10 protein-coding genes are annotated in these 13,420 nt (G+C 74.8%); all 10 read left to right on the top strand.

From position 1 onward, the window contains the following. Positions 1 to 325 precede the first annotated feature (325 nt). The 10 genes from A6A06_RS02955 to A6A06_RS02900 all read left to right on the top strand — a co-directional run bounded on the left by A6A06_RS02955 (position 326) and on the right by A6A06_RS02900 (position 13,411). On the top strand, positions 326 to 1,615 hold the full coding sequence (locus A6A06_RS02955; RefSeq protein ID WP_073759727.1) for a DUF3152 domain-containing protein: 1,290 nt from the start codon (positions 326 to 328) through the stop codon (positions 1,613 to 1,615). Between the two features lie 253 nt (positions 1,616 to 1,868). Further along, a complete protein-coding gene (locus A6A06_RS43685) occupies positions 1,869 to 1,964 on the top strand; it encodes an Ms4533A family Cys-rich leader peptide (RefSeq protein ID WP_338015837.1) in 96 nt (31 codons plus the stop codon). A gap of 211 nt (positions 1,965 to 2,175) precedes the next feature. Continuing rightward, complete coding sequence (locus A6A06_RS02950; protein WP_073758439.1) at positions 2,176 to 3,912, top strand: ABC transporter substrate-binding protein; 1,737 nt, start codon at positions 2,176 to 2,178, stop codon at positions 3,910 to 3,912. Next, a complete protein-coding gene (locus A6A06_RS02945) occupies positions 3,909 to 4,907 on the top strand; it encodes an ABC transporter permease (protein WP_073758437.1) in 999 nt (332 codons plus the stop codon). The genes A6A06_RS02950 and A6A06_RS02945 overlap by 4 nt, the downstream gene beginning before the upstream one ends. Then, positions 4,904 to 5,893, top strand: coding sequence for an ABC transporter permease (locus A6A06_RS02940; protein WP_073758435.1), 990 nt, complete (start codon positions 4,904 to 4,906; stop codon positions 5,891 to 5,893). The genes A6A06_RS02945 and A6A06_RS02940 overlap by 4 nt, the downstream gene beginning before the upstream one ends. Before the next feature lie 215 nt (positions 5,894 to 6,108). Next, positions 6,109 to 7,704 carry a dipeptide ABC transporter ATP-binding protein gene (locus A6A06_RS02930; RefSeq protein WP_242440538.1) on the top strand — a complete coding sequence of 532 codons (1,596 nt, stop codon included), beginning with the start codon at positions 6,109 to 6,111 and terminating at the stop codon, positions 7,702 to 7,704. 189 nt (positions 7,705 to 7,893) lie between these two features. After that, positions 7,894 to 9,870, top strand: coding sequence for a glycosyltransferase (locus A6A06_RS02925; RefSeq protein ID WP_079193818.1), 1,977 nt, complete (start codon positions 7,894 to 7,896; stop codon positions 9,868 to 9,870). A gap of 314 nt (positions 9,871 to 10,184) precedes the next feature. Next, the gene (locus A6A06_RS02915; RefSeq protein ID WP_242440537.1) at positions 10,185 to 11,312 is read left to right on the top strand and encodes a hypothetical protein; all 1,128 of its coding nucleotides are present in this window, start codon (positions 10,185 to 10,187) and stop codon (positions 11,310 to 11,312) included. 327 nt (positions 11,313 to 11,639) lie between these two features. Further along, positions 11,640 to 12,617 carry an NAD-dependent epimerase/dehydratase family protein gene (locus A6A06_RS02905; protein WP_073758431.1) on the top strand — a complete coding sequence of 326 codons (978 nt, stop codon included), beginning with the start codon at positions 11,640 to 11,642 and terminating at the stop codon, positions 12,615 to 12,617. Then, the gene (locus tag A6A06_RS02900; protein ID WP_073758429.1) at positions 12,605 to 13,411 is read left to right on the top strand and encodes a spherulation-specific family 4 protein; all 807 of its coding nucleotides are present in this window, start codon (positions 12,605 to 12,607) and stop codon (positions 13,409 to 13,411) included. The genes A6A06_RS02905 and A6A06_RS02900 overlap by 13 nt, the downstream gene beginning before the upstream one ends. Positions 13,412 to 13,420 lie beyond the last annotated feature (9 nt).

Below are 13,420 nucleotides of genomic sequence, written 5' to 3'. Positions count from 1 at the left end.
CGAGGCAGCCGCCCCGGAGACGGGCGGCGCCGAGGGCGCTCCCCGGGACACGACCGCGTACGGCACGCTCCGGCAGGAGCCGCGGCAGCGCACGACCGGGCACGCTCCGCAGCAGCGCACGCCCGGGTACGAGCCCGCGCAAGGCGCGGTCCGGCACGGGACCGGGCGTCGCACGCCCGAGCACGGACCCGCGCAGGGCGCACCATGGCAGGCACCCGCACGCCCCGCGCCGCAGAACGCGCCCGCGCAGGACGCACCCCGGAACGCGCCTGCGCAGGACGCACCCCGGAACGCGCCTGCGCAGGACGCACCCCAGAGCCCGCCCGTGCAGGGCACCCCCCGCGTACCGCGCCCGCGCGACGGGCAGCCGGACGGCCGGCGCCCCGAAGGCGGCCCGCAGGCGCCGCCGTCCGCACCGGCGCACGGATTCGCCCCGTTCGGGGACGGCAGCGAAGGCGCGGCCAGGCCCGCCCCCGCGGCCGACGGCCCGTCCGTCCTCGGCCCGACCTCGACGGGTACGGGATCGGCCGGATCGCCGTTCCTCCCGCAGGACCGGGTGCCGACGCCGCGCCAGGAGTATGTCGACGCCTTCGGAACGGCGCCCGGGGGGCACCGCCCCGACGGCCTCGAAGACGCGGGTGGCGATGTGTCCGCGGCCGGTGCTCCGGAGCGCGGCCAGTCCGGAGCGGGGCGTTCCACCGGCCGGTCGGTGGTCTTCCCCCGGGAGGGCGAGGGCGCAGCCGGCGCGCAGGCGGAGGACGACCGGGACGCCGGTGAACTCGGCGCCCAGGGACCCCAGTTCACCTCCCGCAAGAAGATCTCCAAGGGCCGTACCTTCACCGGTGTGGCCGCGGCGGCCGTGACGACCGTGCTCGCGGTCGTGGTGGCCGGGCAGGTCGCCGACCAGCAGGACGACGGCGCACCGCGGGCGCTGGGCGAGAAGAGCCGGGCCGCGGGCGGCGACGCGGCCTCACGCTCGAACGCGCGGCCGACGCAGCAAGCGGCCCCCCTCTCGTACGACGAGAAGATGGCGAAGGCCTACCCGCTGGACGAGAAGTCGACGGCCGTGGGGCGGCTCAAGCCGGCCGGCGGGGACGCCAAGGCGCCCGGCCACGGCAAGGTGTGGCGCTACCGGGTGGACGTCGAGGAGGGCACGGGCCTCGACGGGCAGCTGTTCGCCGACGCGGTGCAGAAGACCCTCAACGATGAGCGGAGCTGGGCGCACGGAGGGCAACGCACCTTCGAGCGGGTGGGGTCCGGCGACGCCGACTTCGTCATCACCCTGGCCGGTCCGGCGCTCACCGCCAAGTGGTGCGCCAAGTCCGGGCTCGACACGACCGAGGACAACGTGTCGTGCGACTCGGCGGCGACCGAGCGCGTCATGATCAACGCGTACCGGTGGGCGCAGGGCGCCAAGACCTACGGGCCGGAGAAGATGCACGCGTACCGGCAGATGCTCATCAACCACGAGGTGGGCCACCGGCTCGGCCACAACCACGAGAGCTGTGCGCGCCAGGGCGCCCTGGCGCCGGTGATGATGCAGCAGACCAAGTTCCTGACGACCGGCGACGCGACCTGCCGTCCCAACGCCTGGCCGTACCCCGACGGGCACTGATCCGGGATGCCCGGCCGGGTACGGGACGGGTGCGCCGGGAGGGGCGCGCCGGAACCGGGGTACGGAGCGGGCGCGCCGCCGGGCCGGAGCAGCGGTCGGGAGCGCCGGGCCGGACCGCGACGCGGTCGTGCCGGACCGCGACCCGGTCGTGGCGGCCCGTGACGCGAGAGCGCTGGTCCGCGATGTGGAACGCTCCGTCTCTCATCATGGGACACCTTTGCCAGCGAGCGCACATTCGTGGAGTCTTCGGGACATGCCGCGCCCTGCCACCGCCTTCGAACACGCCGCTTTCGAGCTGGCGCTGATCGGTGTGTCCGCGCAGTCCGTGGCCGACATCCGCTGTCGCTGAGGCCCGTCCCCGGCCGCGCGGAAGCGCGCCGCGACGGCCCGCGTACCCCGGGGCCGTGAAACGCGGCGCCATGTGACCTCGGGCCGGGGCATCCCCCGCGTATCCACGTATCTCACCCGAACGTGTCCGCAGGGGCGGTCCCGCGCCTCGTCGCGCTCCTGCTGCCGCCTTCCCCGCGGGTACGTCCTGCTGCGAAAGGCACCCAACTGCCATGGCCGAGCCGTCCCGTGACCGCCGCCTTCCCACCGCCAGACGCGTGGCCGCCGCCGCGGTGACCGTCGCGCTGGCCGCCGGCGCCACCGCCTGCGGCCCCAAGGACACCGCGGCGGGTGACGGCGCGGGCGCCGCGCCCGCCAAGGGCGGCACGCTCACCGTGCTGAACTCCAAACCCCAGACCGACTTCGACCCGGCGCGCCTCTACACCTCCGGCGGCGGCAAGGTACCGACCCTCGTCTTCCGTACGCTGACCACCCGCAACCGGGAGAACGGCGCGGCCGGCGCCAAGGCCGTACCGGACCTCGCCACCGACACCGGACGGCCCAGCGAGAACGCCACGGTGTGGACCTACACGCTCAAGGACGGGCTGAAGTTCGAGGACGGCTCGCCGATCACCAGCGCCGACGTCAAATACGGCATCGAGCGTTCCTTCGCCGCCGAACTCTCCGGCGGCGCCCCGTATCTGCGGGACTGGCTGGTGGGCGGCGAAAGCTACCAGGGCCCGTACAAGGACAAGAGCAAGGACGGGCTCAAGTCCATCGAGACCCCGGACGAGAAGACCCTCGTCTTCCACCTGAAGAAGCCCGAAGGCGAATTCCCGCTGCTCGCCACGCAGACACAGTTCGCGCCGGTGCCCCGCGCGAAGGACACCGGGACGAAATACGAGGAACACCCGGTCTCCTCGGGCCCGTACAAGGTCGTCAAGAACACCGGGGACGGCGAACACCTCGTCCTGGAACGCAATCCGCACTGGTCCGCGAAGACCGACTCCGAACGGCACGCCTATCCCGACACCATCGACGTGAAATCCGGCCTGGATTCCGCGGTCGTCAACCAGCGGCTGGCCACCGGCGCCGGTCCGGACGCCGCCGCGGTGACCACCGACACCAACCTCGGCCCGGCCGAACTCGCCCAGATCAGCGGCGACGAGGGACTCGGCAAGCGGGTCGGCACCGGCCACTTCGGCTACACCAACTACCTCGCCTTCAACCCGAAGGTGAAGCCCTTCGACAATCCGAAGGTGCGCCAGGCCGTCGCCTACGCCGTCAACCGGCAGAGCGTGGTGAACGCCGCGGGCGGCTCCGCGCTCGCCGAACCCGCCACCACTTTCCTGCCGAACGGAAAATCCTTCGGTCACACTCCGTACGACCCGTTCCCGGCGGGCCGTACCGGAAATCCCGCGAAGGCGAAGGAACTGCTCAAGGAAGCCGGATACGGGAACGGGCTGAACATCACCCTCACCCACTCCACCGCCAAGAACTTCGAGACCAGCCCGGACATCGCCACCGCCGTCCAGGAAGCCCTCAAGAAGGCCGGGATAACCGTCCGCCTCCAGGGCCTGGAGGACAACGACTACAAGGAGAAGGTGCACAGCGTCGACGACGAGCCGGGCCTGTTCATCGGCGGCTGGGGCGCCGACTGGCCGTCCGGCGGCCCTTTCCTCGCGCCCATCTTCGACGGTCGGCAGATCGTCCGCGACGCCTTCAACTTCAACCACGCGCAGCTCGACGACCCGGCGGTCAACCACGAGATCGACGAGATCAACAAGCTGACCGACCTGGGTGCGGCAGCCACCCGGTGGGGCGCGCTGGACAAGAAGATCGGCGCGCAGGCCCTGTCCGTGCCGCTCTTCCACCCCGTCTACAAGCGCCTGTACGGCAAGGACGTCAAGAACATCGTCATCAGTGACTGGGACGGCGTGCTGGACATCTCCCAGGTAGCGGTCAAGTGACGACGACCGGCCCGACACTCCCTCGGAACAGCACGGTGTGGCGGAGGCTGCGGCGGCGTCCCGCGGCCGTGGCCTCCGCCGCCGTCCTGCTCGCCCTCGTCCTGCTCGCCCTCGGCGCCCCGCTGCTGGCGGCGCTGGAGGGCCAGGACCCCACCACGTACCACGACGGCCTGATCGACTCGGCGCGCGGCGGCGTCCCCCTCGGGTCGTACGGCGGCATCAGCGGCGACCACTGGCTGGGTGTCGAGCCCGGCACCGGCCGGGACATGTTCGCCCGGCTGCTGTACGGGGCCCGCGTCTCGCTGCTCATCGCCCTCGGCGCCACGGCCGTACAGGTCCTGATCGGCCTGGTGGTCGGCCTCGCGGCCGGGCTGGGCAACCGGCTCGCCGACCAGGTGCTCTCGCGGTTCACCGAGGTGCTGACCGCGCTGCCCATGCTCGTCATCGCGATCTCGCTGACCGCGATCGTGCCCGCCGACTTCCCGCGCCCGCTGCTGCTGGTGCTGGTCATCGGGCTGCTCAACTGGTTCGGCACCTCCCGGATCGTGCGCGCCCGCACGCTGGCCCTGAAGAAGCTGGACCACGTGGCGGCGGCCCGGCTCGGCGGCTCCGGGCCGTTGCGCGTGGCACGGCGCGAACTGCTGCCGTCGCTCGCCGCGCCGGTGATCACCTACGCGGCGGTCCTGGTGCCCGGCAACATCGTCGTCGAGGCGTCACTGTCCTTCCTCGGCATCGGCGTCCGGCCGCCCACCGCGTCCTGGGGGCAGATGCTGTCGTCCGCGACGACCTGGTTCCGGGCCGACCCGACGTACGTCCTGCTCCCGGCGGCCTGCCTGCTGGTGACCGTGCTCGCGTTCACGGTGCTGGGCGACGCGGTCCGTACGGCGCTGGACCCGCGCGAGCGGTCCCGGCTGCGGGTCGGCACCCGGGCGGGCCGCAAGGGCCCCTCCGCGGACGCCGCCCATGAACAGCGCGAGAAGGAGGCGGCCGTATGACCGGCTACGCACTGCGCCGTCTCGGCGGCGCGATCCTGGTCCTCTTCCTGCTGACCGTCGCCGTCTACGCGCTCTTCTACGTCGCGCCCGGCGACCCGGCCAAACTGGCCTGCGGCCCGCGCTGCAACCCCGCCCAGATCCAGCAGGTCCGCGAACGGCTGGAGCTGGACGCGCCCGTCCTGACCCAGTACCTGCACTTCCTCCAGGGGCTGGTGGCCGGCCGCGACTTCTCGTCCGGCACCGCCGTACTGCACTGCGACGCGCCCTGCCTCGGCCTCTCGTACCAGAACAGCACCCCCGTCACCGAGCTGCTCAACGAGCGGCTGCCGGTCACCGCGTCCCTCGCCCTCGGCTCGATGGTGCTCTGGCTGCTGCTGGGCGTCGGCACCGGCCTGCTGTCCGCGCTGCGCCGCGGCGGTACGACGGAACGCGTCCTGACCGGCCTGACCCTCGTCGGCACGGCCACCCCGGTCTTCATCACCGGGCTTCTGCTGCTGATGGTCTTCTGCGCGTACCTGCGGTGGCTGCCGTTCCCCTCCTACGTCCCGCTGTCCGAGGACCCCGAGCAGTGGGCCTGGAATCTGCTGCTGCCCTGGACGGCGCTGGCGCTGCTGGAATCCGCCAAGTACGCCCGGCTGACCCGCTCCTCGACGCTGGAGACGCTGGCCGAGGACCACATCCGCACCTTCCGCGCGTACGGCGTGCGGGAACGTTCCGTCGTGACCCGGCACGCGCTGCGCGGCGCGCTGCCGCCCGTCATCGCGCTCACCGCGCTCGACCTGGGCACGATGTTCGGCGGCGCGATGCTCACCGAGGAACTCTTCGGACTGCCCGGCATCGGACAGCTCCTGGTCCACTCGGTGCGCGTCGTCGACCTGCCCGTGGTCGTCGGCGTCGTGCTGGGCACCGGCGCGGCCGTCGTCGTCGCCAACGTCGTGGCGGACATCCTCTACGCACTCGCCGACCGAAGGGTGGCCCTGACATGACCTCCGAGCACACATCCGGAGCGGCGCCGGACCTCCTGGTGGAGGTCCGGGATCTGTCGGTGGCCTTTCCCGGCGGGGGCGGGGGCGGGGGCGGCCGGGCCGGGGGTGGCCGGGCCGGGGGAGGGGGACCCGGCGCCGGGGGCGACGTGGCCGCAGTGCCCGGTGCCGAGCCCTCTGCCGAGTCGGCTGCCATGCCCTCTGCCGTGCCCGCTGCCATGTCGTCTGTCGTGCAGGCCGTGGACGGCCTCTCCTTCTCGCTGGCCGCGGGCCGGGCCCTGGGCATCGTCGGCGAGTCCGGATCCGGCAAGTCCACCGTCGCGGCGGCGCTGCTGGATCTGCACCGGGGGACCGGGGCGCGGGTCCGCGGCACGGTCCGCGTCGCCGGTACGGACGTACGGGCGGCGGACGAGCGCGAGCTGCGGCGCCTGCGCGGCGGCCGGGCCGCCATGGTGTTCCAGGACCCGCTGTCCTCGCTCGACCCGTACTACGCGATCGGCGACCAGATCGCCGAGGTGCACCGGGTGCACCGGCCGGACGTCTCGCGGCGCGCGGCACGCGCCCGCGCCGTCGAGGTGCTGGAGCGCGTGGGCATCGCGGACGCCCCCCGGCGAGCCCGCTCGCGGCCCCACGAGTTCAGCGGGGGCATGCGCCAGCGCGCGTTGCTCGCCATGGCGCTCGCCTGCGAACCGCGCCTGCTGATCGCTGACGAGCCCACCACCGCGCTGGACGTCACGGTCCAGGCGCAGATCCTCGACCTGCTGCACGACCTGCGGGCGGAGACCGGCATGGGGCTGCTCCTGGTCACCCACGACCTCGGCGTGGTCGCCGGAAGCGTGGACGAGGTGCTCGTGATGCGCGGGGGCCGGGCCGTGGAACACGGCCCGGTCGGCGAGGTGCTGCGCACGCCGCGCGAGCCGTACACGAAGGAGCTGCTGGCGGCGGTGCCGAGGGTGGAAGCGGAGCAGCCGGCCGCGCGTGCCGTGCGCGGCACGGGCAGCGGCGACGGCGTGCTGCTCGAAGCCGTCGGGCTGCGGCGCGAGTTCGGCGGACGGAGGCACCGTACGACCGCGGTCGACGAGGTCTCCCTGACCGTACGGGAAGGGGAGACCGTCGGCCTCGTGGGGGAATCCGGCAGCGGCAAGACGACGCTCGGGCGGATGCTCGTACGGCTGCTGGACCCGACCGCCGGGACGCTGCGCTACCAGGGCCGCGACATCGGGACCCTCGGCGACCGTCAACTGCGCCCGTTCCGCAGCGAACTGCAGATGGTCTTCCAGGACCCGGTCTCCTCGCTCAACCCGCGGCGCAGCATCGGAGAATCGGTCGCCGACCCGCTGCGCGCGGCCGGCGACCGGGACGACGCGCGCGTCGTGCGCCGGGCGTGCGAGCTGCTGGAGCGGGTCGGCCTGGACCCGGCCTGGTACCACCGCTATCCGCACGAGTTCAGCGGCGGACAGCGGCAGCGCGTCGGCATCGCGCGGGCGCTCGCCCCCGGCCCCCGGCTGCTGGTCTGCGACGAGCCGGTCTCGGCACTGGACGTCACCACGCAGGCGCAGGTCATCGACCTCCTCGGCGAACTGCGGCGGGAACTGGGCCTCGCGCTGGTCTTCATCGCGCACGACCTGGCGGTGGTACGGGCGGTGAGCGACCGGGTCGCGGTGATGCGCGACGGACGCATCGTGGAGGAGGGCGCCACCGGCGAGGTGTACGAACGCCCCCGGCACCCGTACACGAAGGGCCTGCTGGCGGCGGTGCCCGTACTCGACCCGGAGGTGTCGGCCGGGCGGCGGGCGCTGCGCGCCGCGGCGTGACGGTCACATAGCGCGCCAGAACGCCCACCGGGGTGGAAAGTTACGTCTCTTCACCCCTTCCGGTGGCGCGACGGACAACCGTCCGCCGTGTCACCGGAATCTCTGCGTAGCTTCTTCCTGCAGGTAGCGGCGGGCCTCCCGGGGCGGCCGCCGTCGTTGGACGCCGATCAGGAAGAACGGGGTGCGCTCGTGCGGATCGCTCTGCTCACCGAGAGTGGCGGCCCGGATGCGTCCGGTGAGACGCGTCCGTGGCGCGACCGGCTCGTGCGCGGGCTCCCCGGCCACGTATTCGAGGTCTACACCCTCGACAGCGGCCCCGCGGACGCTCGCGGGAGCGGGCCGGGCCGGGCCCGCGAGCCGCGGACCGCGCCGCTGTACGGGGAGCTGCCCGGCGCGCTGCGATGGCGGCCCGCGGGGCGGCGCGCCGGGGCGCGCGGACGGCGTGCGCGGGGGCGGTTCGCGGAGTGCTTCGGCGCTCTCGCGGCGGGGTTCACCGCGGCGGAGGCACCCGGCGGCCCGGCCTGTCCGTGCGCGACGTCGGCGGCCGGTGACGGGGACGGCGCAGCCCAGGCGGACCGTTTCGCCGCCGGGCTCTACGGACTCGCGCAACTCGCCCGTGACCACGGCGGTCTGCCCGAACTCCTCCGCTCCGAACAGGCCGTACGCATCCTGGAGAGCGCCTGCCGCACCCCCGGCGCGCTGCGTGCCGCGCACGGCGCCCGCGTGGGCGACCTGCTGACCGTGACCGAAGAGCTGGAACGCGCCCTGCGGCCCCTCTCCCTGGACTGGTACGGCGACGCCGCGCACCCCTCCGGAAGCGACTCCGGCGGGCTCGCCGCGGCCGACCTCTGCCACGCCACGGCCGGCGGAGCCGCCGCCCTCCCCGGTCTGCTGGCCAAACGCTTCTTCGGTACGCCCTTCCTGCTCACCGAGTACGGCGTGCGCCTGCGCGAGCATTACCTCGCGCGCTCCGGCGCGCACCTGAGCGCCCCCGTCCGCGCTCTGCTGGGCGCCTTCGACACCGCGCTGGCCACCGAGACGTACGCCCAGGCCGCACTCGTCACCCCCGGCAACGCCCACACCCGGCACTGGCAGGAGCGCTGCGGCGCGGACCGGGAGCGCCTGCGCACGGTGTACCCGGGCATGGACGCGACCGGCTTCGCCGCCGTCCCGGACGCCGCGGCCGACCGCTCCACCACGCTGGTGTGGACCGGCACCGTCGAACCCGCCAAGGACCTCGTCTCGCTGCTGCACGCCTTCGCGCGCGTCCACCGGGCCGCACCCGACGCCACGCTCCGCATCGTCGGCGCCGCCGGGCCCGGCCCGGAGGACCCCGCCTACCTGGCGCACTGCCGGGCGCTGGCCGCCCAGCTCTTCCCCGACGAAGCCGCCGACGCGCAGAGCGACGGTGACAACCCGGTCTCCTTCGACGAGATCGGCGGCCCCGACATGCCACGCCCGCAGGACGCCTACGCGGCCGGTTCGGTGGTGGTCCTCTCCAGCGTGTCCGAAGGGTTCCCGCGCTCCCTGGTGGAGGCGATGCTCAGCGGTCGCGCCTCGGTCTCCACCGACGCCGGAGCGGTCTGCGAAGTCATCGGCGGTACGGGCCTGGTCGTGCCGCCCCGCAACCCGCGCGCGCTGGCCGACGCGTGCCTGGCGCTGCTCCGCGACCCCGGCCGCCGCGCCCGGCTGGGCGCCGCCGCACGCGCCCGCGCACTCGAACTGTTCACGGTGGAGCAGAACATCGCGGCATTTCGTGGCATCTACCTGGAGCTGATGTCCCACGCGCCGCGCCGCCCCGCCGCTGCCGCAGGGCCGGGCGGGGACGGTGCGCCCCGCCTCTTCACCCGGCCCGCCGAGTCCCGCGTCCCGGGCCGCTGGGCCGTGGCGCGCGGCGCCGCACAGGCCGCGCCGCCGACGGGCCGCGCACCGAGCTGGGCGGCTCCGGACCCGGCCGGGGACGGCGCGCGGCACACGACCGCGCATGCCACCGGAAGCGCACGCCCCGCGGTCGAGAAGAGCGCGCGCCCCCCGGCCACCGAACGAGCCGCCGCCGGAGCCGGGGCCGGAGCTGGGGCTGGGGCCGGAGCTGGGGCCGGAGCCGGAGCCGGAACCACCGCCGGAGTCTCCGCCGGTACCGACCGCCAGAGAGGAGCCCGACCGTGACGACAGCCGAGACCGGTACCGGCGCGGCCCCGGAAGCGGGAACGGGCCTCCGGCCCACCGCCGTCCCGGAGCCGGGCACGGACGTCCGGCCCTCCACCGCTTCGGAACCGGGGCCGGAACCGGGCACGGACCCGCAGCCCTCCACCGCTTCGGAACCGGGGCCGGAACCAGGGCCGGACCCGCAGCCATCCGCCACCCCGGACCCGAGGACGCCCCCTCGCCCCCGGCCCACCGCCGCCCCAACCCCCCTGCCCCTACGCGACACGCCCGTCCGGCCGTCCCGGCGCGGCCCGGCCGACCCCGTGAAGACGCTGATGCATCAGCACCGGACGCTGTGCGAACGGGCCGTCGACCCGATGGAGATCGCCGCCGGGCTGGAGGCGCACGGCGTCACCGACCGCACGGCCGCCCGCTTCCGGCACCGCGACGTCTTCTCGCTGGCCGAGGAGCTGTACGCCCGGGTCCCGCGCGCCGAGGCCCCCCCACCCACCGTGCCCGCCCCCGGCCCCGTACGACGGGGCAGAGGCGTCCGTGCGGTGCTGCATCTGCTGCCCGGCGCGGTGTGCGCCGCGACCGTGGCCGCCGTCACCGCCGCGGGTGACGCGTCCACGCCCGTACCGGGCCGACTGATTGACGGTCCGTCAACCGGACTCGTACAAAAGGCCGTCGCACTGACCGGAACGGGCCTGGTCGCCCTCGCCCTGCGCCTGTGTGTCCGCCACGGCCCGCTGCGCGCGCGGTATCCGTCCGCCCGCGCAGCCGCACTGTGGACGTGCTGGCTGGCCGGATACGCGCTGTGCGGCGACTGGCTGCTGCGCCAGATCCTCGCCGGGGGACCGGACTTCCCTTACGTACAGCCTCAGTTCGCCACCACCACCGCCCTGGCCCTTACGTGCGCCGTCGTGCCCGCCGCCTGGTGCGCGCACTGGTTCGCGGCCCGCGCGCGCCGCAGGCTGGCGGACAGCCGGTGCCTGACCGCATTCGCCTCCGGCGTACGGCCGTTGCTGCTGGCCGCGGCCACGATGCAGCTCGCGGCGCTGCTCGCCCTGGCGGCCACCGTGGATGCGGTCGGCGGCGGTGGGGGAGCGGGCCCGGTGGCCGCCGCATCGGCCCTCGGCGCCCTGCTCTTCCTGGCGCGGCTGCTCGCCCGGCACGGCTTCCCGGCCGCCGCCACAGCGGGCCCGGCCGCAGCCGTCGCGCTGGAAGCCGCCGCCCTGGCCTGCGTCCTGGCCGCCCGGCTGCCGGGCCTGGCGCCGCTGGGCAGGCCCGTCGAGGCCGCCGTCACCCACCTCGGCCCGGCCGCCGTACCGGCCGTCGCCTGCGCTCTGCCCGCCCTCGGCCTGCTGCTGTACGCGCTGCGCGCCCTCACCGGCGCCTCGGCGCACGCACCGGCCCCCGCCGCGGCCCCCGCCGCCGTACCGGCGGAGGCGGACCGGCCGTGACCCCGCACACGTCGCCACCCGCGATACGCACGCAGCTTCTCCCGGCACGCACGCCACCACTCCCGGCGCGCGTGCCATCGCCGCCTGCGCGCACGCCATCACCCCCGGCGGGCGCGCAGGCCTCCGCAGGGCCGGCGCTCCCATGGCGCCGGCCCTCACCGTCCGGACGCCCGCCACCGTTCACGCGGCGTACACCGCCACCGCCCGGCCCCCGCGGCGGCGGTCATCGCTGCCGGTGCCGCATCCCGTCCGCAACCCACCGCATGAGGAGAACGACATCATGAACGTCCATCCCACCGAAGCACACCGGGACCGGGGGGTCGCGCGATGAGGGTGCTGCTCATCGGTGCCAACGGGTACCTCGGGCGCTATGTCGCCGACCGGCTGCTCGCCGACCCCGCCGTCCAGCTGACCGCCCTCGGGCGCGGCGACGACGCGGACGTCCGCTTCGACCTGGCCTCCGGCAGTCCGGGCGCGCTGACCCGCTTCCTGGACGCCGTCCACCCCGGCGTGGTCGTCAACTGCGCGGGCACCACCCGCGGCGGTGCCCGCGACCTGACCCGGCACAACACCGTCGCGGTCGCCACCGTCTGCGAGTCGCTGCGGCGCAGCAGCTGCGGCGCCCGGCTCGTGCACCTGGGCTGCGCCTCCGAGTACGGGCCCTCGCAGCCCGGCTCCTCGACCGCCGAGGACGCCGTCCCGCGGCCCGGCGGCCCGTACGGCGTCAGCAAGCTGGCCGCCACCGAACTCGTCCTCGGCTCCGGCCTGGACGCCGTCGTGCTGCGGGTCTTCTCCCCGGTCGGTCCGGGCACCCCGGCGGGCTCGCCGCTCGGCCGCCTCGCCGAGGCGATGCGGCGCGCGATGCAGGCCGGGGACAACGAGCTGAAGCTGGGCGGCCTGGGCGTGCAGCGTGACTTCGTGGACGTACGGGACGTGGCGCGGGCCGTGCACGCCGCCTCGCTCTCCGCCGCGCAGGGTGTGGTCAACATCGGTACGGGGCACGCCGTACGGCTGCGCGAGGCCGCCGCCCTGCTCGCACGAGTCGCCGGGTTCGGCGGGTCGCTCCACGAACTGGACACCCCGCCCGGCTACGCGGGCGGCGGCCCCGCCGCGGCACGTCTCGCCATCCCCGGCCCGGCCTCTGAACACGGGACCGTGCCCCCTGCGTATCCCTATCCGGACGGGTGCGGGAGCTGGCAGCAGGCGGACGTGCGCACCGCCCGCGACCGACTGGGATGGCGGCCGCGGATCGGGCTGGAGGAGTCCCTCGCCGACATCTGGATGGAGGCCGCATGTCGTATCTGACGACGTCCGTGGGCGCCGGGCCCACCGTGACCGGAGCCGCGCCGCTCGGCGTCGGCGTCCCGGGGTTCGCCCACCCGCTGCTGGCGCCCGCCGAGTGGGCCGAGGTGCTGCGCCTGTCCCGGGGGGCGGCCTGCACCGGGCCCGCACGCCGGGCCCCGGGGGCGCGCGGCGGCGCGGCGGCGCTGCACTGGGTGGTGCTCGACGTCGCACGCGGGCCGGGGGTGCGGCCCGATCCGTACTGCCTGCCCGCCGCCGCCCAGTTGCGGGACGCGGGGGCCCGGCTGCTGGGCCACCTCGATATGGGGCACGGCGCCCGTCCGTTCGGCGAGCTGGTCTCCGACGCGCACCGCTTCCTGGACTGGTACAAGGTCGACGGTTTCTATCTGGACCGCTGTCCCACGGACCGGACACTGCTGCCCGGGACCCGGCGGCTGACCACCACCCTGCGGGCCCTCCGGGACGGCGCGCACCTCGTCACCGGGCACGGCCGCCACCCGTACCCCGGTTACGCGGAGGTCGCCGACCAGCTCGTCACCTTCGCCGGGCGCTGGTCCGACTACCGCTGGTCACAGGTGGCGGAGTGGACCGCCGAACACCCGGCGGAGCGCTTCTGCCACCTCGTGCACGGCGTCCCCGGCACCCACCTGGAAGAAGCCCTGCGCATCGCCCGCTGGCAGGGCGCCGGAACGGTCTACTTCACCGACCGCATCGACCACGGAGGGAGCGCCTGGGAGTCGCTGCCCGGCTACTGGGACACATTCGTCTCGCGTATCGGACCTGGTGTCTCGGAATGAAGAAGGGCG

It is taken from the genome of Streptomyces sp. CB02923 (assembly GCF_001905005.1).
Lineage (GTDB): Bacteria > Actinomycetota > Actinomycetes > Streptomycetales > Streptomycetaceae > Streptomyces.
Note: the sequence above shows the minus strand (reverse complement) of the source record. Positions and strands in the feature narration are given on the sequence as shown.